The organism is Streptomyces guryensis, assembly GCF_021261325.1.
In the GTDB taxonomy this organism is placed as follows: domain Bacteria; phylum Actinomycetota; class Actinomycetes; order Streptomycetales; family Streptomycetaceae; genus Streptomyces; species Streptomyces guryensis.
This window is the reverse complement of sequence record NZ_JAJSBI010000004.1, coordinates 489363-509485: the sequence shown is the minus strand read 5'-3', so window position 1 is coordinate 509485 and position 20123 is coordinate 489363. Positions and strand designations below refer to the sequence as shown.

The 20123-nt window shown below is 71.3% G+C and carries 17 protein-coding genes; 13 read left to right on the top strand and 4 right to left on the bottom strand.

Annotated elements, in window-relative coordinates:
* Positions 1 to 274 precede the first annotated feature (274 nt).
* The 6 genes from LJ657_RS11845 to araD all read left to right on the top strand — a co-directional run bounded on the left by LJ657_RS11845 (position 275) and on the right by araD (position 8201).
* Positions 275 to 1390: a substrate-binding domain-containing protein gene (locus tag LJ657_RS11845; RefSeq protein ID WP_232648405.1), complete on the top strand. Its 1116-nt coding sequence runs from the start codon at positions 275 to 277 to the stop codon at positions 1388 to 1390.
* Between the two features lie 2 nt (positions 1391 to 1392).
* Positions 1393 to 2988 carry a sugar ABC transporter ATP-binding protein gene (locus tag LJ657_RS11840; RefSeq protein WP_232648404.1) on the top strand — a complete coding sequence of 532 codons (1596 nt, stop codon included), beginning with the start codon at positions 1393 to 1395 and terminating at the stop codon, positions 2986 to 2988.
* Entirely contained in the window at positions 2985 to 4004 is a 1020-nt protein-coding gene (locus LJ657_RS11835) for an ABC transporter permease (RefSeq protein WP_232648403.1), read from the top strand. Before LJ657_RS11840 ends, LJ657_RS11835 begins: the two co-directional genes overlap by 4 nt.
* A 210-nt stretch (positions 4005 to 4214) precedes the next feature.
* Positions 4215 to 5897: a ribulokinase gene (gene araB, locus LJ657_RS11830; RefSeq protein WP_232648402.1), complete on the top strand. Its 1683-nt coding sequence runs from the start codon at positions 4215 to 4217 to the stop codon at positions 5895 to 5897.
* A gap of 26 nt (positions 5898 to 5923) precedes the next feature.
* Complete coding sequence (araA, locus tag LJ657_RS11825) at positions 5924 to 7441, top strand: L-arabinose isomerase (RefSeq protein ID WP_232648401.1); 1518 nt, start codon at positions 5924 to 5926, stop codon at positions 7439 to 7441.
* Positions 7442 to 7472: 31 nt separating this feature from the next.
* A complete protein-coding gene (araD, locus tag LJ657_RS11820) occupies positions 7473 to 8201 on the top strand; it encodes an L-ribulose-5-phosphate 4-epimerase AraD (RefSeq protein WP_232648400.1) in 729 nt (242 codons plus the stop codon).
* Positions 8202 to 8760: 559 nt separating this feature from the next.
* Here araD and LJ657_RS11815 read toward each other — a convergent pair.
* The 3 genes from LJ657_RS11815 to LJ657_RS11805 all read right to left on the bottom strand — a co-directional run bounded on the left by LJ657_RS11815 (position 8761) and on the right by LJ657_RS11805 (position 11450).
* A complete protein-coding gene (locus tag LJ657_RS11815; RefSeq protein WP_232648399.1) occupies positions 8761 to 10359 on the bottom strand; it encodes an AMP-binding protein in 1599 nt (532 codons plus the stop codon).
* A 127-nt stretch (positions 10360 to 10486) separates the two neighbouring features.
* Positions 10487 to 10861: a MazG-like family protein gene (locus LJ657_RS11810; RefSeq protein ID WP_232648398.1), complete on the bottom strand. Its 375-nt coding sequence runs from the start codon at positions 10859 to 10861 to the stop codon at positions 10487 to 10489.
* A 22-nt stretch (positions 10862 to 10883) separates the two neighbouring features.
* Entirely contained in the window at positions 10884 to 11450 is a 567-nt protein-coding gene (locus tag LJ657_RS11805; protein ID WP_232648397.1) for a DoxX family membrane protein, read from the bottom strand.
* A gap of 157 nt (positions 11451 to 11607) precedes the next feature.
* Here LJ657_RS11805 and LJ657_RS11800 point away from each other — a divergent pair, with 157 nt between their 5' ends.
* The 3 genes from LJ657_RS11800 (at position 11608) to LJ657_RS11790 (ending at position 14389) form a co-directional block, all read left to right on the top strand.
* Positions 11608 to 11934, top strand: coding sequence for a nuclear transport factor 2-like protein (locus LJ657_RS11800; RefSeq protein ID WP_232648396.1), 327 nt, complete (start codon positions 11608 to 11610; stop codon positions 11932 to 11934).
* Positions 11935 to 11990: 56 nt separating this feature from the next.
* Positions 11991 to 12971: an aldo/keto reductase gene (locus LJ657_RS11795; protein ID WP_232648395.1), complete on the top strand. Its 981-nt coding sequence runs from the start codon at positions 11991 to 11993 to the stop codon at positions 12969 to 12971.
* Positions 12972 to 13240: 269 nt separating this feature from the next.
* Positions 13241 to 14389, top strand: coding sequence for a D-alanyl-D-alanine carboxypeptidase family protein (locus LJ657_RS11790; protein WP_232648394.1), 1149 nt, complete (start codon positions 13241 to 13243; stop codon positions 14387 to 14389).
* Positions 14390 to 14637: 248 nt separating this feature from the next.
* On the opposite strand, the gene LJ657_RS11785 is transcribed toward LJ657_RS11790, so the two are convergent.
* Positions 14638 to 15414, bottom strand: a complete 777-nt coding sequence (locus tag LJ657_RS11785) for an SDR family oxidoreductase (protein WP_372487901.1) — start codon at positions 15412 to 15414, stop codon at positions 14638 to 14640.
* A gap of 151 nt (positions 15415 to 15565) precedes the next feature.
* On the opposite strand from LJ657_RS11785, the gene LJ657_RS11780 reads away from it, so the two are divergent.
* From LJ657_RS11780 to LJ657_RS11765, 4 genes are all read left to right on the top strand, one after another.
* Complete coding sequence (locus LJ657_RS11780; protein WP_232648392.1) at positions 15566 to 16864, top strand: multidrug effflux MFS transporter; 1299 nt, start codon at positions 15566 to 15568, stop codon at positions 16862 to 16864.
* On the top strand, positions 16816 to 18003 hold the full coding sequence (locus tag LJ657_RS11775; protein WP_232648391.1) for a serine hydrolase domain-containing protein: 1188 nt from the start codon (positions 16816 to 16818) through the stop codon (positions 18001 to 18003). The genes LJ657_RS11780 and LJ657_RS11775 overlap by 49 nt, the downstream gene beginning before the upstream one ends.
* Positions 18004 to 18152: 149 nt before the next feature.
* Positions 18153 to 19148: a small ribosomal subunit Rsm22 family protein gene (locus tag LJ657_RS11770; RefSeq protein ID WP_232648390.1), complete on the top strand. Its 996-nt coding sequence runs from the start codon at positions 18153 to 18155 to the stop codon at positions 19146 to 19148.
* Between the two features lie 146 nt (positions 19149 to 19294).
* Positions 19295 to 20029, top strand: a complete 735-nt coding sequence (locus LJ657_RS11765) for a bifunctional DNA primase/polymerase (RefSeq protein ID WP_232648389.1) — start codon at positions 19295 to 19297, stop codon at positions 20027 to 20029.
* Positions 20030 to 20123: the final 94 nt, after the last annotated feature.

Sequence of the window (20123 nt, the reverse complement as noted above, 5' to 3'; positions counted from 1 at the left end):
AGTGTAGTTGGGCACGTTCCTGACTCGCTGTCAGTCATTCACGCATCGCCGTCCGCCCGACTGCACCTCGATCAGCACGGCGACAACCGCTCCGTCGGCGCCACCGGCATGCCTCGACCGGTCTCCGGACGGGGCGCGACCCGTCAGCCACTTTCAGCCCGCACCGTCAGCCGCTTTCCGCCCGCATCCGCTCCCGGCCGTGGGCCCTCTCCCTACCCCGACACGCCTAGAAGGGCGCTGATCAGCCATGCTCCGTACCAGAAGGTCCCGCACCGTGGCCGCCGCGACCGCGGTCCTCATCTCGCTCGCCGCGGCGGGCTGCTCGAAGAACGCCAGCGGCTCCGACGCCTCCAGCCCGGCCGCCGGCAAGGCCGCCGCCCCGGTCACGCTGGCCGGTTCGGTCACCTTCAACCAGACGAGCCTCGCCAAGCTCGACGCGGCGCTGAAGGCCGATCTGGCCGGCAAGGACCTGTCCAAGGTCGACATCGCGATGGTCGTGAACGTGGCCGCCGACTACTGGAAGGCCGGTCAGGTCGGCTTCCTCAAGGGCTGTTCCGACCTCGGCATAGCGAAGAGCAAGTGCACCTACTTCGCCCCGCCCAACGGCAAGTTGACCGAGCAGAACTCGGAGCTGGAGACCCTGCGCTCGCAGGGCGTCACCGGGTACTCGATCTCGGCCATCGACCCGACCTCGGCCGCCGGCACCATCCACACCGACGTCCAGAAGGGCATCGGCGTCCTGGCGATCGACTCGCCGCTGCCGGGCACCGACGCCGCCTCGCTGTACCTGGGCACCCCGAACTACACCGCGGGCTTCCAGGCGGGCACCGCGATGAAGCAGGTGCTGGGCGGCAAGGGCAAGGTGGCCATCCTGGTCGGCTCGCTCACCGCGTCGAACGCCACCCAGCGCATCGCGGGCTTCGAGGCCGCGCTCAAGGGCACCAAGATCACTGTCGCCCAGAAGGTCAACGACAACCTCCAGGCCAGCACCGCGACCTCGGACGCCGAGACCATCCTCGCCAACAACCCCGACGTCAACGGCCTGTACGGCGTCTACTCCTACGACGGCCCCGCGCTGGCGCAGGCGGTGACCTCGGCGGGCAAGACGGGCTCGGTGCACATCGTCTCCGACGACTCCGACGCCCAGACGCTGAAGTTCATCAAGTCCGGCGTGATCTCCGGCACCGTCGTGCAGATGCCGTACCAGCAGGGCTACACCGGGGCGTACCTCCTGGCCGCGGAGAAGGTGCTGGGCAAGGCCAAGACGATGGAGATCGTCAAGCCCTACCTGGAGAAGGACGGTTCGACCCTGAGCTCCGGCGTGGGCCTGGTCACCCAGTCCGACCTGAGCGCGTACCAGTCCCTCGAGTCGCAGCTCGGGATCGGCTGAGCATGACGGCCACGAAGAACGCCCCGGACCGCGCGGTCACCGCGCGGCTGCGGGGAGTGCACAAGTCGTACGGGCCGGTACGCGTCCTGGACCTTCCGGAGCTGGACCTGTACGCCGGGCAGGTGATCGGTGTGGTCGGCGAGAACGGTGCCGGAAAATCCACACTGATGGGCACGTTGGCCGGCTCGGTCCACCGGGACGGCGGCGAGATCCTGGTCGACGGCGAGCCCCTCGTCGCGGGGTCCACGGAGGCGGCCGGGCAGCTCGGCATCGCCATGGTCTCCCAGGAGTTCCCGCTGGTCGGGCAGCTCTCGGTGGCGGAGAACCTGCTGCTGGGCCGCCGCCCGCGCCAGTCCCGGCGGCGGTTCCTGGTGGACGGTGCCGCGCAACGGGCCGAGGCGAAGGCGATGCTGGCGGAGATCGGCCTGTCGGCGGAGACGATCCCGGTGGGCCGGGAGGTACGCACCCTTCCGGTGCCGACCCGCCAGATGATCGAGATCGCCAAGGCCTGGGGCCGCGAGCCCAAGCTGCTGATCCTGGACGAGCCGACCTCCTCCCTGGGGCCGGTCGAGGCCGAGATGGTGCTGGGCCTGGCCCGGCAACTGGCCGAACGCGGCGGCACGGTGCTGTTCATCGGGCACCGTCTCGACGAGGTGCGGGACATCAGCGACCGCGTCCTGGTGCTGCGCAACGGCAGGCTGGTGGCCGACCTCGAACCGGCCGAGGCCACCGAGGAACGGCTGATCCAGGAGATGGTCGGTGGTGAGGTCGCCCAGGGTGAGCCGAAGGCACCGCCGGCCACGAGCCCGGTCCTGCTGCAGGTCGAGGGCCTGACCGCGGACGGTCTCGGACCGGTCGACCTGGAGGTGCGCGAGGGCGAGATCCTGGGCGTGGCAGGGCTGATGGGCTCGGGCCGCAGCCGCCTGGTCCACACGATCGCCGGCGCGCAGCCCTCGACGGGTGGCCGGATGCGGCTGGGCGGCGAGGCATACCACCCCAAGGGCGCGGGCGACGGCGTGGCCGCCGGGATCGCGCTGATCCCCGAGGACCGTAAAGAACAGTCACTGGTCCTTTTCGCGTCGATCCGGTCCAACGTCGTCGTCTCGGTGCTCAAGCGGATCAGCACCCGCGGCCTGCTCGGGCCGGGCCGGGAGCGCGCCGAGGCGCGGAAGATCACCGAGAACGTCAACGTGCGGATGCAGTCGGTGGAGCAGCCGATCGGCTCGCTGTCCGGCGGCAACCAGCAACGCGCCATCTTCGGCCGGGCGTTCGCCGCCGAGCCGCGTCTGCTGCTGCTCGACGAGCCGACCCGTGGCGTCGACGTCGGCGCCAAGGCGGAGATCTACAAGCTGATCGACCGCGCGGCGGACCAGGGCATGGCGGTGGTGGTCGCCTCCTCCGAGCTGGAGGAACTGCTGTGGATCTGTCACCGCATCGCGGTGATGAACCACGGGCGGGTCGCCACGGTCATCGACCGGGCGGACGCCACGAAGGAACGGATCATGACGGCTGCGGCAGGCACCTCCCCCCTCGACCGGGCGGGGCCCGAACAGACCGAGCCCGACCAGGAACAACTGACGAACGGAGCCACAGCATGAGCGCGCAGAGCACGCTCGCCCCCGACGAGGTCGCGCCGCGTTCCCGTCCGGCCGTGTCGAGCCTCGCCCGTAAGCTCGCCGCCTCGCCGGAGGCCGGCGTCATCATCGCCTGCGTGCTGGTGTTCGCCGGGATCGCCGCCAACGCGGAGACGTACACCGCGGTGGGCAACCTCCAGGTGATGGGCCGCGACCTGTCACAGGTCGGCATCCTGGCGATCGGCGAGTCGCTGGTCATCCTGACCGGTGGCATCGACCTCTCGGTGGGCGCGCTGGCCGGCCTGGCGGGCATCCTGGCCGGCTGGATGAACGTCAACGAGGGCCTGCCCGCGCCCCTCGCGATCCTGCTCACGCTGGTCATCTGCGCCGGGGTCGGCCTCTGGCACGGCATCATGGTCACCCGCCTGAACGTGCCGCCCTTCGTGATCACCCTGGTCACCTACACCGTCGCGCAGGGCACGGCGCTCGCGATCACCAGCGGCTCGCCCATCAACAACCTCGACCCCATGTTCAGCAACCTGAGCCAGTACTACATCGGTCAAGTGCCGGTCCCCGCACTGTTCTTCGTCGGCGCGGCCGCCATCGCCTGGTTCGTGCTGGAGCGCACCTACGTGGGCCGGCAGATCTACGCCGTCGGCGGCAACAAGGAAGCCGCCCGGCTCGCCGGGATCCCGACCGCCCGCCGGATCACCTCCACCTACGTCGCCAGCGCCGCGCTGGCCGGTGTGGTCGGCATCATGGTGATCGGCCGTATGAACGTGGCCGACCCCTCGGTCGGCGCGGGCTGGGAACTGACCGCGATCGCCGCCGCGGTGGTCGGCGGGATGTCGCTCTCCGGCGGCGAGGGCCGCATCGCCGGCATCGCGGCCGGTGCGATCCTTCTGGAGTTCATCACCAATGGTCTGCTCGCGCTGAAGGTCAGTCCGTACGATCAGCAGGTGGTGCAGGGAGCGGTGCTCGGCATCGCCATTCTGCTCGACCGGGCGCGGGCGCGGTACTTCGGCAGGAGCCGGGGCTAGGCGCTCCGCTGGTCGCGCCGAAGTGCGGTGACCGCCGCGGGCCGCGATGCCGTGGTCCTTCTGCGGCGCCGTCGTGGCTGGTCGCGCCCACGCGACGGAGTCGCGAATCGGTGCAGTCCCGCGCCCCGTCAGGGCGCGGCTGCCGATCCGTTGTCTTCGGAAGATCGAACAGTGGTCGAGATATCGAAAATCTCTATGTGGAGGAGGCTGATGGTGAACGTCGGAGACGAGACGGTCGGGAACGCGGAACCCTGCGTCGTGGGCGTCGACTTCGGGACGCTGTCCGGGCGGGCCGTGGTGGTCCGGATGCGCGACGGAGCGGAGTTGGGGACGGCCGAGCACGCCTACCGGCATGCGGTCCTCGACCGGGAGCTTCCGGACGGTACCCGGCTGCCCCCGGACTGGGCCCTTCAGGTGCCGTCGGACTACGTCGACGTGTTGCGCCACGCCGTACCGGCGGCGCTCGAGGCCGCCGGTGTGCGGCCGGAGCAGGTGGTCGGCATCGGCACGGACTTCACCGCCTGTACGGTCCTGCCGACGCTCGCGGACGGTACCCCGCTGTGCGAACTGCCCGAGTACACGGCCCGTCCGCACGCCTACGTCAAGCTGTGGCGCCACCACGCCGCCCAGGGCCAGGCCGACCGGATCAACGCGCTGGCCGCCGAACGCAAGGAGTCGTGGCTGGGGCGGTACGGCGGGAAGATCTCCTCGGAGTGGGAGTTCGCCAAGGCGCTCCAGATGCTGGAGGAGGACCCCGAGATCTACCACCGTACGGAGCGGTGGGTGGAGGCGGCGGACTGGATCGTGTGGCGGCTGTGCGGCAGGTATCTGCGCAACGCCTGCACCGCCGGTTACAAGGGCCAGCTCCAGGACGGCGCCTACCCCTCCCGCGCCTACCTGGAAGCGCTCAACCCCGGGTTCGCCGACTTCGTGACGGAGAAACTGGAGCAGGAGATCGGCCAGTTGGGCGCGGAGGCCGGACGGTTGACGGCCGAGGCGGCGGCGTGGACGGGTCTGCCCGAGGGCATCGCCGTGTGCGTGGGCAACGTCGACGCCCATGTGACCGCACCCGCGGCCGGAGCGGTGGAGCCGGGGCAGATGGTGGCCATCATGGGCACCTCGACCTGCCATGTGATGAGCTCCGACCGCAACGAGACGGTGCCGGGCATGTGCGGCGTGGTCGACGGCGGCATCCTGCCGGGGCTGTGGGGCTATGAGGCGGGGCAGAGCGGCGTCGGCGACATCTTCGCCTGGTTCGTGCGCACCGGCTTCCCCGCCGAGTACGCCGAACAGGCCGCCGCCCTCGGCCGCGACGCGCACGAGCACCTGACCGCGCTCGCGGCCGGGCAGAAGGTGGGCGAGCACGGTCTGGTCGCACTGGACTGGCACAGCGGCAACCGCTCCGTGCTCGTCGACCACGAGCTGAGCGGTGTGGTCGTGGGACTGACCCTGTCCACCCGGCCGGAGGACGTCTACCGGGCGCTGCTGGAGGCCACCGCCTTCGGCACCCGCACCATCATCGAGGCCTTCGAGACGTCCGGGGTGCCGGTCGACGAGCTGATCATCGCGGGCGGTCTGACGAAGAACGCGCTGCTCATGCAGATCTACGCGGATGTCACCCGCCGTCCCCTCGGCGTCATCGGCTCGACGCAGGGGCCTGCTCTCGGCGCGGCGATGCACGCGGCGGTGGCGGCCGGGGCGTACCCCGACATCCAGGCCGCCGCGCGGTGCATGGGCAAGGCCGACCGGGGCGTGTACCAGCCCGACCCGGAACGCGCCGCGGCTTACGACTCGCTCTACGCGGAGTACCGGCTGCTGCACGACTACTTCGGCCGGGGCGTCAACGACGTCATGCACCGCCTGCGCCGTATCCGCGCCGAAGCGTCCGCGTGACCAGACCCGATGTGAAAGGAACTTCCATGACGAGCACAGCCCAGCCGTACGACAGCCACGAGGTCTGGTTCCTGACGGGCAGTCAGGGCCTGTACGGCGAGGAGACCCTGGCTCAGGTCGCCCACCAGTCCCAGCAGATCGCCGAACGCCTCGACGGGTCGAGCAGGATACCGCTGCGGATCGTGTGGAAGCCGGTCCTCACCGACGCCGACTCGATCCGCAGACTGTGCCTGGAGGCCAACGCCGCCGACCACTGCGTGGGCGTGATCGTGTGGATGCACACCTTCTCCCCGGCCAAGATGTGGATCGCCGGCCTGAGCGCCCTGGACCGGCCCGTGCTGCACCTGCACACCCAGTACAACCTGTCACTGCCCTGGTCCAGCATCGACATGCACTTCATGAACCTCAACCAGGCCGCCCACGGCGACCGCGAGTTCGCCCACATCGAGGCCCGTCTCGGCGTCAACCGCAAGATCGTCGCCGGGCACGCCACCGACGCCCGGGTCGTGGGCCGCATCGCCGCCTGGGCCCGGGCCGCGGCCGGCCGGCAGGCCGCCCGCACCCTGCGCCTGGCCCGCTTCGGCGACAACATGCGCGAGGTCGCCGTCACCGAGGGCGACAAGGTCGAGGCACAACTGCGGTTCGGCTTCTCGGTCAACACCTACGGTGTCAACGACCTGGTCGCCGTCGTCGACCAGGTCGAGGACAAGGCAGCCGCCCAACTCGCCGCCGAATACGTCGAGTCGTACGACGTCGTCCCGGCCCTGCGCCCCGGCGGCGTGCGCCACGACTCCCTGCTCTACGCCGCCCGCCAGGAACTCGGCCTGCGCACCTTCCTCACCGAGGGCGGCTTCACCGCCTTCACCACCAACTTCGAGGACCTCGGCGGCCTGCGCCAACTGCCCGGTCTGGCCGTGCAGCGGCTGATGGCCGACGGCTACGGCTTCGGCGGCGAGGGCGACTGGAAGACCTCCGCCCTGCTGCGCACCATGAAGGTCATGGGCACCGGCCTGCCCGGCGGCACCACCTTCATGGAGGACTACACCTACCACCTCGGCCCCGGCACCCCCCGGATCCTGGGCGCCCACATGCTGGAGGTCTGCCCCTCGGTGGCCGCCGAGCGCCCCCGCTGCGAGATCCACGCCCTGTCCATCGGCAACCGCGAGGACCCCGTCCGTCTGGTCTTCGACGCCGCCGAGGGCCCCGCCGTCGTCGTCGGCCTGTGCGACCTCGGCGACCGCTTCCGGCTGACCGCCAACGCCGTCGACGTCGTCGCCCCCAGCCAGCCACTGCCCCAGCTCCCGGTCGCCCGGGCCGTGTGGCAGCCACGCCCCTCGCTCGCCGAATCCGCCGAGAGCTGGCTGCTGGCAGGCGCACCCCACCACACCGTCCTCAGCTCGGCCGTCGACCTCGAGACCCTCAGCGACTACGCCGCCATGGCCGACGTCGAACTGCTCACCATCGACCAGGACACCACCTCGGACCAGCTCGCCAAGGAAATCCGCTGGAACGCCGCCTACCACCGCCTCGCCCAGGCCCTGTGAACAGGCAGGCCCCGTGAACAGGGAAGGGATCATGCCCACAGCCGTCCAAGAGAGCCTGCGCCAGGAGGTACTGGAGGCGAACCTCGCCATCCCCCAGGTCGGCCTGGCCACGCTGACCTGGGGAAACGTCAGCGGAGTCGACCGTGAGGCGGGGGTGTTCGTCATCAAGCCCTCCGGAGTCCGCTACGAGGACCTGACCGCCGACCACCTGGTGACGGTACGCCTGTCCGACGGCGCCGTCGTCGACGGCGACCTGCGCCCCTCCACCGACACCGAGACCCACCGCTGCCTCTACCTCGCCTTCCCCTCCATCGGCGGCATCACCCACACCCACTCCACCCACGCCGTGGCCTTCGCCCAGGCCGGACGCGACATCCCGGTCCTGGGCACCACCCACGCCGACACCTTCAACGGGCCGGTGTCCGTCACCCGCAACCTCACCGAGGAGGAGTGCCTGAGGGACTACGAGTACAACACCGGCCGCGTCATCGTGGACCTGCTCGACGGCGACGACCAGCGGGCCGTCGAGGTCCCCGCCGCCCTCGTCGCAGGCCACGGCCCCTTCACCTGGGGCGCCACCGCCCGCAAGTCCCTGGAACACGCGATCATCTGCGAGGCCGTCGCCGACATCGCCCTGCACACCCTCTCCCTCAACCCGTCCGGCCCGCCCCCACCCCACCTCCTGAACCGCCACTACACCCGCAAACACGGCCCCGACGCCTACTACGGCAACCCGGACATGACGCCGACCTCCAGCTGACCGGCGTACTTCACCGTCGGCGCGGTCGGGCTGTACTGCGCGTACAGCCCGACCGGCCCGGTCCCGCCGCAGCGGCGGCCCCACCGCCGCCTCCAGATACCCCGCAAACCCCTCCGCCGACGGCAGCACGGACGGGCACCGCATGCCCCAGCCGGCTGTGCCCCGGACAGAAGCCGTACGCCATCAGGCCCGGCTCACCCGCCTCGTCCTCCGCCAAGCCCAAGTCGGTGAAGAGGCCGGTCAGATAGGTGATCCGGCGCTCGGTGACCTGGCGCAGCGCGGCCGCGACCTGGGGTGGTCGGTGCTGGCCAGGAGTGAGAGTTCGAGGGGGTCGGCCGTACCCGGCCCGGTGACCCGCCGGAACAGGGCGCGCAGGCGGTGCTCTAAGGGCCGACGCCTTCCCGGTTGCCGCTCGCGAGGACGGCGAGGTGCTCATGGAGGTGAGCGCGGGCGGGCTGGATGCCTGGGCGTCGATCGTCGTGGATGGCGAGCACGTGCTGCTGTGCAGCTCCGGGAGGACTCCGCACCCACCGCAGGCTCGCCCTAGCGGCCCGGAACGTCAGCCAGGCAGTCGCCCCGCGACGTAGTCCTCCCGGAGCGCGTTCTTGCGGATCTTGCCGGAACCGGTCAGTGGGAAGCCGTCGACGAAGACCCAGGTGCGGGGCGTCTTGTGCGGGGCCAGATGGGCGCGGACGTGGTCGAAGAGCTCCTTCTCGCCCACCGTGTGATCCGAGTTGAGGCGGATGAAGGCCGCGACGCGTTCGCCCCAGACCGGATCGGGCACGCCCACCACCGCGGCCTCCCCGACGGCGGGATGCTCGGCCAGCACCTGCTCGATCTCGCGCGGGTAGATGTTCTCGCCACCGCGGATGATCATGTCCTTCAGCCGGCCGTCTATACGGCAGTAGCCGCGCTCGTCCATCGAGGCCAGGTCGCCGGTGTGCAGCCAGCCGTCGGCGTCGACGGCGGCGGCCGTCGCGTCCGGGGCGTCGAGGTAGCCGGTCATGACGTGGTAGCCGCGGGTGCAGAGTTCGCCGGTGACGCCTGGCGGTACGACCGTTCCCGCCGCGTCCACGATTTTCACCTCGGTCAGGGGGAGGGGCCTGCCGACCGTGTGGGCGCGGTCGTCCGGGGTGTCGTCGAGGCGGGTGATGGTGATGCCCGGGGAGGCCTCGGTCTGGGCGTAGATGATGGCCATCGGCACACCGAAGGCCTGCTCGATCCGGCGGACCAGCTCGGGCGGGACGGAGGCGCCGCCGGACAGCATGTACCGAAGGGACGAGAGGTCGGTGCGGGGGAGCGCCGGGTGTTCGAGCATGGCGATGAGCATCGTCGGCACGCCTCCCATCACCACACAGCTCTCGGACTCGGTGAGTTCGAGCATCAGGCCCGGCTCGAAGTGCGGGGGCAGGACATGGGTGCCCAGGCTGATGATCGAGGCGAGGGTGGCCAGCACGCAGCCCGCGGTGTGGAACAGCGGCATCGGGTTGAGCGCGGCCTCGCCCGGCCGCAGCCCGAAGGTGCGGACGTAGGCCAGTCGCGCGTTGTTGGTGATGCCGCGGTGGTGCAGGACCACGCCCTTCGGGACGCCGGTCGTGCCCGAGGTGTACTGGATCTGGGCCGGTGACGAGGCGTCGACCTCGGGCAGCGCGCGGTCGGGGGAGCCCTCGGCGCAGAACTCCGCCCAGTCCTCGAACAGGACGTTCGTGCGCAGGTCGGGCAGGTCGGCGCGGATGCCGGCCAGGGTGCGGGCCATCGGGTTGCCGCGGTACTCCCGGCGCAGGAAGACGCCGGCCGCGCGGGAATGGCCGAGCACGTGCCGCAACTCCGCCTCGCGCAGGGCCGGGTTGACGGTCACCAGGGTGATGTCCGCGAGAGCGGCGGCGAGTTCGAGGATCACCCACTCCGGGATGTTGTTCGCCCACACCGCCACGCGCTCGCCCGCCGAGAAGTGTCCGAGCAGGGCCCGCGCCGCGCGCTCGGCCTCGTCGAGCAGTCCGGCGTACGTCCACCGGCGGCGCCCGGCGGGGTCCGGCACGCCCTCGACCAGGGCGACCGTATCCGGGGCGAGCCGGGCGGCGCGGCGCAGCAGTGATCCGACGGTCTCGTCCAGGAGTTCCTCGCCGGGCTCGCCCGCCCGGTATGACGTCGCCACCATGTCAGCCCCCTGGTCCGGTATGCCGTGGCCGGCCGGCCACCGCGCCAGTATTCAGGACCCGGGGCTGTGTGAAGCAACCGGTGCGGGCCAAGTCCCGTACCGGGCACGACAGTTGCGCGGGATCCTGCTACTGCCGGGCCTCACCGGCCGCGGACGGACCGAGGGAGCGTGCGGTGACCTTCGCCAGATGCCGGGTGAACACCTCCCGGGTGTCGGGCGTCAGCGTGCGCAGCGCCACCAGAGCCGTGATGACGACATCGCAGAGCTCACCCTGGACCTCCTCCCAGGTGTGGGTGACCCCTTTGCGCGGGTTCTGGCCGGTGGCGCCGATCACCGCCTGCGCCACCTCGCCGACCTCCTCCGACAGCTTGAGCATGCGCAGCAGCAGGCCCTCCTGGCCGCCGTGCGCACGGTTCGCGTCGAGCCAGGTCCACAGGTCGTCGACGGCTGTCCAGAGGTCGGGGGAGGCCGGAGTCTCGGAGGGAGGGGGCTGATCAGTCATGGGCCCAGCCTGCCCGCCCGGGTCACTCCCTGAACAGCGCCTCCTCCTCCGCGAACAGGGCCTCCTGCTCGTCCGGCTTCTTGTCCCGCAGCCGCTTGTTCCGCGTTCCCACGACCAGCGCCGTGGCCGCCGCGGTCACGCCGAGTGCCGTCGGGACCATCCAGCCGCGGTCGAAGACATGGCCGAGTGCGTGGTCGAGGGAGAGACGGCCGGGGCCGGCGACCGCGAGGCCGGTGGCGGCCAGGGCAAGGGTGGCCGCGTACTCGTAGCCGCCCTCCGCGTTGAAGAAGCCGTTGGGGGCGTGCACCGCGGACGCCCCGGCCATCGCGCCGGCCGCCGCCGCACCCGCCGCCGGGGTCGCCAGGCCCAGCGCCAGCAGCGTGCCCCCGCCGGCCTCCGCCAGACCCGCCGCCGTCGCGCTCGCCTTGCCGGGCGTGTAGCCGACCGACTCCATGAACTGGCCGGTCCCCTCGATGCCGTGTCCGCCGAACCAGCCGAACAGCTTCTGCGTGCCGTGCGCCGCCAGCACACCGCCGGCACCCAGCCGGAGCAGCAGCAGACCCAGATCACGCCGGTCGTAAGAGCTCATGATTTCTCCCGGAACAGACAGCGGGGACGTACAACAGGGACGGACGAACAGGACCACTCCCCTCCGCGTGTCCACCGTCGCACTCCTCACACCTCGCGGACCCGTCCGCGCAGCCGTTCGGGTGGCGGGTCCCGGCGGCCGGTGTGACTCTGCTGGCATGACGATTCAGCCAGCCAAACTCAGCGATCCGGCCGTCCGCGCGTTCGTCACCGCCGTCAACGCCCACGACCGCGACGCCTTCCTGTCCCTCCTCACCGAGGACGCGACCATGGCGGACGACGGCTCCGACCGCGACCTCGCCGACTGGATCGACCGGGAGATCTTCGCCTCCAACGGCCACCTGGACGTCGACAACGAGTCCCAGGGCGGTCGCGCCCTCCTCGCCCACTACCGCAACGACGCCTGGGGCGAGATGCGCACCCGCTGGAACTTCACCATCGAGGACGACGGTCGCATCTCCCGCTTCGAGACCGGCCAGGCGTAAGTCACGCGCACCACCCCTTGCCTTCGTGTGCGCTCCAACTCCTACCGTTCTCGGTCATGGAGACGAACAGGACCCTCGGTCGCAGCGGCATCGTGGTAAGCGCTCTCGGCTTCGGCTGCTGGGCCATCGGAGGCGAGTGGCAGAACACCGAAGGGCAGCCCCTCGGCTGGGGCAGGGTCGACGACGACGAGTCCGTACGGGCGATCCGGCGCGCCCTGGACCTCGGCGTGAGCTTCTTCGACACCGCTGACACCTACGGCACCGGACACAGCGAGCGCATCCTCGGCCGGGCCCTGGGCAAGCACCGCGCCGACGTGGTCGTGGCCACCAAGTGGGGCAACGTCTTCGACGAGGAGACCCGAACCCTCATCGGCCGCGACGACTCCCCGGCGCACGCCCGCCGCGCGCTGACCGCGTCGCTGAAGCGGCTGGAGACCGACTACGTCGACCTCTACCAGCTGCACATCTCCGACGCCGAGCCCGAGCGGGCCGCCGAACTCCGGGACCTGTGCGAGGAGTTCGTACGGGAGGGGCTGATCCGCGCCTACGCCTGGAGCACCGACGACCCGGCCCGCGCCGCCGTGTTCGCCGAGGGGGAGCACTGTGCGGCCGTGCAGCATGCGGCCAACGTGCTGCAGGACGCGCCCGAGATGTTCGCGCTGTGCGAGGAGTCGGGGCTCGCGAGCATCAACCGCAGCCCGCTGGCCATGGGATTGCTGGCGGGGAGGCGTCAAGGCGCCCTGGAGGCGGGCGACATCCGAAGCAAGCCGCCGGCCTGGCTCGAGGGCTTCAGCCAGGGCGCCGGAGCCGACCCGGACTGGGTCGCCCGTATCGACGCGCTCCGGGAGATCCTCACCAGCGGCGGCCGTACCGTCGCCCAGGGCGCTCTCGCCTGGCTGTGGGCGCGCAGTCCGCGCACCGTCCCGATCCCCGGCTTCCGTTCGGTCGCGCAGGCGGAGCAGAACGCCGGCGCGATCGCGAAGGGACCGCTCACCGACCGGCAGCTGGCCGAGGTCGACCGGATTCTCGGACGGTGAACGGCCCACGAACCCACCCGCAGCGGGCGGCCCTCACCCACGAGGGCCACCCACAGCGGAGAATCCTCGCCCCTCAGGGCGACGGAGGAGGTCAAAAGCCGGGGAGAAACCCTTTCCCCGGTCTTTCCCTTTGTGGTGGCCCGAGTAAAGGATGTACCAGACCTGAGCAAGTGGGGTGCCAGGTCAGAATTCCGTAAGACGGCTAATTCCTATGCCGTAGACGGCGTACTGCCAGGAAACTGCTGTTGAGTGGGTGTTACCGTCCCGGGATGCACGGTTCTTCTCCGCTGTCCCGGCGTGCTGCTCTCGGCCTGGCCGCAGCCGCGATTCCGCTTGCCGCCGCGACTCCCGCTTCCGCTGTCGGCACCGTCGTCGGCGGTGAGCGACTCGCCCGTAAGGGAATTCAGGTGAGCGGCGCCACAGGGCTGCCCGGTAAGCTCACCGCGAGTGCCTGGATCGTCGCCGACGGCGAGAGCGGAGAGGTACTCGCTTCGTTCGCCGCGCACCGGCGCCTTCCGCCCGCGTCCACGCTGAAGATGCTGTTCGCCGACACGGTGCTGAAGAAGTTCCAGCGGAGCGAGCGGTACAAGGTGATCGACGCCGACCTGGCCGACATCCCGGCCGGCTCCAGCCTGGTCGGGGTCAAGCCCGGGATCACGTACACCGTCGAGCAGCTGTGGCAGGGCGTCTTCCTCCGCTCCGGCAACGACGCCGTGCATGTGCTCGCCCATATGAACGGGGGAGTGGCGAAGACGGTCGCCGAGATGCAGGCCAAGGCCGAGGACCTGCAGGCCCTGGACACCCATGTGGTCAGCCCCGACGGCTTCGACCACAAGGGCCAGCTCTCCTCCGCCTACGACCTCACCCTCTTCGCCCGGCACGGACTGAAGAACGCCGACTTCCGCGAGTACTGCCACACCAGGACCGCCGACTTCCCGGCCGGCGGAAAGAAGACCTTCCAGATCCAGAACACCGACCGTCTGCTCACCGGCGCGTGGGGCTTGAAGACGTACGACGGACTGATCGGCGTCAAGAACGGTTACACCAGCAACGCCGGCAACACCTTCACCGGTGCCGCCACCCGCGGCGGCCGGACCCTGCTGGCCACCGTGATGCACCCGAAGAGCGGCTCCAACGCCGTCTACGAGGAGACGGCCGCGCTGCTCGACTGGGGCTTCACGCACGGCGGTTCGGCCGAACCGGTCGGCACGCTGGTCGAGCCGATCAGCGAGGGCGGAGCGAGGGTGACCCCCACCCGGAAGTCGGCCCAGGCGGCGGCCGGCGCCCCGGGCGCGGGGGCCGTGGACCCCTCGGCCTGGCGGTTGCTGGAGGGTGCGGGCGGCACGGTCGCCCTGCTGGCGGGCGGTGTGTGGGCGCTGCGCAGGCGCGGGAAGCGCGGCGGCAAGCACGCCAACTGACGTTGTGTGGCAGCCGTTCCACCCACCGGTGCGTACCTCGCGGTCCCACGCGAGATCCACCCCCACCCGGTGCGGTGGAACGGCTGCCATCCCCCCTCGGCATGGTCTGCCGTCCTACGGAACTGCACTCCCCCAAGTGTGAAGCTCTTGTGTAGGAGATTTGAGCATAAGTCCACGACCGGCTGCATTGGTGCGGACGCTCAAATTCCGGTTGTGCAAGTTGACGAGTTGAGGACCTGCCGGGTCGGTCAGCCGCGGCCCACGTACGGCATCGCGGTCGCCAGCACCGTCGCGAACTGCACGTTCGCCTCCAGCGGCAGCTCGGCCATGTGTCGCACCGTGCGCGCCACGTCGGCGACGTCCATCACGGGCTCGGGTGCGATCTCGCCGTTGGCCTGCAGCGCTCCGGTCTGCATCCGCGCGGTCATGTCGGTCGCCGCGTTGCCGATGTCGATCTGCCCGACCGCGATGCCGTACGGCCGTCCGTCCAGCGAGAGCGACTTGGTGAGGCCGGTGAGCGCGTGCTTGGTCGCCGTGTAGGCGACGGAGTTCGGCCGCGGCACATGGGCGGAGATGGAACCGTTGTTGATGATCCGTCCGCCCTGCGGGTCCTGCTCCTTCATCTGCCGGTACGCCGCCTGTGCGCACAGGAACGCCCCGTTGAGATTGGTGTCCACCACATGCCGCCAGGCGTCGTACTCCAGCTCCTCGACCGGCACCCCGCCGGGACCGAACGTCCCCGCGTTGTTGAACAGCAGGTCCACCCGCCCGAACCGCTCGACGGCGGCGGCGAACAGCGCGGCCACCTCCTCCGGCTGCGAGACGTCGGTCCGTACGGCGAGACTGGCGCCGCCCGGCACCAGCGCCGCCGTCTCCTCCAGCGTCCCGGGCCGCCGCCCCGCCAGCGCCACCGACCAGCCCGCGCGCAGCAGCTCCACGGCAACCGCCCGTCCGATGCCGGAGCCGGCGCCGGTCACCACCGCGATCCTCGGCTGCCCGCCCGTCCCCCGCTTCTCAGTCTCCATGGCATTCATGGGCCCGCAGCGTAGGCGAGGGTCCGGCATACGGGACGAGACCGTCCGCCATCCGGGTCGAGCGGTCTGACGGGCACGTGATATTCGGCACTGTGTGCGAGCTGAGATCATAGGGGCGTAGCACTCGGAGAGGGAGGGGCACATGCCCGAGCAGGGGGCGTCGAAACCGCACATAGAACAGGCGGCCGGACCGGGAGCGGAACCGGCCGCCGCCCGTACCGTTCCCCGTACCGGGCTGCTCGTCACCCTGATCCTCGGCGGCCTCACGGCGACACCGCCACTGGCCATGGACATGTATCTCCCCTCGCTCCCGGAGGTCACGAACTCCCTGCACGCACCCGCGGCCACCGTCCAGCTCACGCTCACCGCCTGTCTGCTCGGGATGGCGCTCGGACAGCTGGTGGCCGGCCCGATGAGCGACCGGTGGGGCCGCCGGCGCCCCCTGCTGATCGGCCTGGTCGCCTACGTCGTCTCGACCGTCCTGTGCGCGTTCGCGCCGACCGTCGAGCTCCTGGTCGCGTTCCGGCTCGCGCAGGGGCTGGCGGGCGCGGCGGGGATCGTCATCGCGCGAGCCGTGGTCCGCGACCTGTACGACGGCGTGGCGATGGCCCGCTTCTTCTCCACCCTCATGCTGATCGGCGGGGTCGCCCCGATCGTCGCGCCGCTGATCGGCGGGCAGATCCTGCGGGTGACGGACTGGCGGGGCGTGTTCGTGGTGCTCACGGTCGTGGGCACGGTGCTGACCGGGTTCGTCTGGGCGAAGCTCCCCGAGACCCTTCCCGCGGCCGAGCGGCACGGCGGGGGAGTCGGCGAGGCCCTGCACTCGATGCGCCGCCTCCTCGCCGACCTGCCCTTCACCGGTTTCATGCTGGCGGGCGGTTTCGCGTTCGCGGCCCTCTTCGCCTACATATCGGCCTCGCCCTACGTGATCCAGGAGATCTACGGCGCCTCCCCGCAGACGTTCAGCCTGCTGTTCGGCCTGAACTCGGTGGGGCTGGTGACCGTGGGCCAGATCAACGGAAAGCTGCTGGTCGGAAGGGTCCGGCTGGACCGGGCGCTGGGCGCGGGACTGCTCGCCGTCATCACCGCCGCGACCGCCCTCCTGCTGATGTCCACCGGTGTCTTCGGCAAGGTCGGCCTGGCGCCGGTCGCCGCGGCCCTCTTCGTCCTGATGTCCGCGATGGGCGTGACCCTGCCGAACGCCCAGGCCCTCGCCCTCATGCGCACCAAGCACGCAGCCGGTTCGGCGTCCGCGCTGCTCGGCACGTCCTCGTTCCTCATCGGCGCCGTCGCCTCTCCGCTCGTCGGGATCGCCGGAGAGCACACCGCCGTCCCGATGGCCGTCGTCCAACTGGCCGCAGCGCTGGTGGCACTGGCCTGCTTCGTGGGAATGTGCCGACCTCGGAACGGGCGTACCACCGCGGAAGGAGCGGGCAGCTGAGCGCACCGAGACTGCGTGGGGACAGTCCCGAACGGGCCGGACTCGACCCCGGCGAACTCCGCCGCCTCGTCCAGGAGGTCCACGACCTCACCACCGGGGACCGCCCCTGGGCCGCGGGCACCGTCGTCGTCGCAGGCCGCGGGCCGGTGATGGCGGTCGAGGAGGCTGCGGGCTGGGCCGTCAGATACTCGGCCTACGACCCCGACACCGACCGTGGCGTCGAACTGCCGCCCGAGGCCCGGGTCCCGATGACCGTCGACACACCCGTCGACCTGGCCTCCCTCACCAAGCTGTTCACCGCGGTCGCCGCCGTGCAGCAGATCGAGCGCGGCACGCTCGGCATCGACGCCCGGGTCGGCGCGTACCTCCCCGAGTTCCGCGCGGCCGTCCGGCACGGCATCACCGTACGGGAGCTGCTCACCCATACCTCCGGGCTGCGCCCCGAACTCCCGCTGTACGACTGCGCGGACGACACGGAGCGGCTGGCGAGGCTGCGGGCGGAGGCGCCGATCGGCGTGCCCGGCACGTACACGTACTCCGACCTCAACTTCCTCCTGCTCCAGTTCGTGCTGGAACGGATCACCGGCCGCACCCTGGACGTCCTGGTCCGTGAGGGGATCACCCGTCCACTGGGCATGCTGTCTACCGACTTCGGCCCCTGCCCCGGCGCGGCGGCGACGGAGGACCAGCGGCGGCCGTGGGCCAAGGCGGACCGGGGGATGGTGCGGGGGGTCGTCCACGACGAGAACGCCTGGGCGCTGGGCGGCATCGCGGGCCACGCCGGTCTCTTCTCGACCGCCCGCGACCTGGCGGTCTTCTCCCACACCCTTCTCGCGGGCGGCTCCTACGGCCCCGCCCGCATCCTGGGCACCGACTTCGTCGAGCTGCTGCTGACCCCGCCGGGTCTGGGGTTCGCCGTGGACCAGCCCTGGTTCATGGGCGAGCTGGCGGGGCGGGGAGCGGCGGGGCACACGGGCTTCACGGGGACGTCGCTCGTACTCGATCCGGCGACGGACACGTTTCTCGTTCTGCTGGCGAACACGGTGCATCCGCGGCGACGGGACCCCGACAGCCGCCCGAGAGCAGCGGCCGCGACCCGCCTCGCGAGGGCGGTGTACCGCAGCCCGTCCAGGGCTTGACCCTGGGCTGAAAGACCAAGCGCCGACGGGCGAAGATCAGCCCCGGCCGGTGAAAATTCAGCCCCTCCGGCGTTTGAGGAGCGGGGGTCCGGGGGCCGGCCCCCGGACCGGGACGGGTAGGGGCGGCGGGGGCGAAATAGAATCGTCGGGTGAACGACCCCGCACCCCCGGCCGAAACCCTGCGCCGCAGCCTGGCCACCCTCCTCGACGGCCTCCCGCCCAAGCAGGCCACGCAGGCAGTCGACCGCCTCATCGCCAACTACCGCGGGGCCACCCCGACCGACGCCCCCATCCTCCGAGACCGCGCGGACGTGGCCGCCTACGCCGCCTACCGGATGCCCGCCACCTTCGAGGCGGTGCACGCCGCACTGGCGGCGTTCGCCGACGCCACGCCCGGATGGACGCCCGGCAGCCACACCGACGTCGGCGGCGGCACCGGCGCCGCGACCTGGGCCGTCACCGCCACCTGGGACGGCATCCGCCCCGTCACCGTCCTCGACTGGGCCGAACCCGCCCTGACCCTCGGCAAGGAACTCGCCACCGCCAACCCGGCGCTCCAGCAGGCCAGTTGGCGACGCGCCCGCATCGGTGCCGCCCTCACCCTCGAAGCCACGGACCTCCTCACCGTCTCCTACGTCCTCAACGAGCTGACCGGAGCCGACCGCGCCGCCCTCGTCGACGCCGCCGCGGCCGCCGCCCAGGCCGTCGTGATCGTCGAGGCCGGCACCCCCGCCGGCTACGCCCGCGTCATCGAGGCCCGCGACCGCCTGATCGCCGCCGGCTTCCACGTCGCCGCGCCCTGCCCGCACAGCGCCGGCTGCCCGATCGTCCCCGGCGAGGACTGGTGCCACTTCGCGGCCCGGGTCAGCCGTTCCTCCCTGCACCGCCAGGTCAAGGGCGGCTCCCTGCCGTACGAGGACGAGAAGTTCGGCTACGTCGCCGCGGCCCGCTTCCCGGTGTCCCCGGCGACCAACCGCGTCGTACGCAAGCCCCAGATCCGCAAGGGCCAGGTCCTCCTGGACCTGTGCGAGACCGAACCGTCCCTCGGCCGCACCACGGTCACCAAACGCCACGGAGACCTGTACAAGGAGGCCCGGGACGCGGCCTGGGGCGACTCCTGGCCGCCGCACACCCCTCAGCCGTAGCACCTCGACCTCACGGACACAGTCGTCAGTACGCACTGCACGGTCTTGCCCCTCGTACCCCGGATGTCCCTTCTGGTACCCCGGAGCACGGTGCGGTGGGACCATAGGGCATGCTGGTCCGCACGACAGCAAGGCGAGGGTGATAGATGAGCGCGGAGTCGGACGGCCGGAACGGCCGGCAGGGCAAACTCTCCCAGTGGCTGCGTGGCCGCCGCCCGAAGGAGACCGGCGCCGACGACGCCCGCCGTGAGGCCCTGCTGCTCGCCGCCGCCGGAGCGGGCCTGCCGCTCGCCCCCGCCGCGCACCCCGCCCCCGGCTACCGCTGCTCCTGCGACCGTGTGGGCTGTCCCACCCCGGCCCGGCACCCCGTGTCGTTCGCCTGGCAGACGCAGTCCACCACCGACCGCGCCCAGATCGAGCGCTGGGCCCGCCACCAGCCGCAGGCCAACTTCATCACCGCCACCGGCATGGTGCACGACGTCCTCGACCTGCCCCTGGAGGTGGGCCGCGAGGCCCTGGAGCGGCTGCTCGCCGCCGGTATCGAGGTCGGACCCGTCGCCGAGAGCGACGACGGCCGGCTGCTCTTCTTCACCCTCACCCGCGGCACCCCCGAGGACGAGGACGAGTGGTGGCCGTGCGAGCTGGACTGCCACCCCGAGACGGTGGACGAGCACCCCGGACTGCGCTGGCACTGCCGCGGCTCCTACGTCCTCGTACCGCCCGCCCGGCTGCCCGGCGACCAGAGCGTGCACTGGGTACGCGGCCTGGAGCACCCGCTGCCGGATCCTCTGAGCCTGCTCGAGATTCTCACCGACGCCGGTGCGCGTTACGCGGGCGAGGAGCCCGACCACGCGAGCGCGGCCTGGCCCCTGCGCCAGTAGGCGCTCCGCGATGGGCCGTTGTTCGTCTGCGGCGCCGTTGGGGGCGGTCGCGCCCACGCGGCGGTAGCCGCAGATCCAACACGGCCCCGCGCCC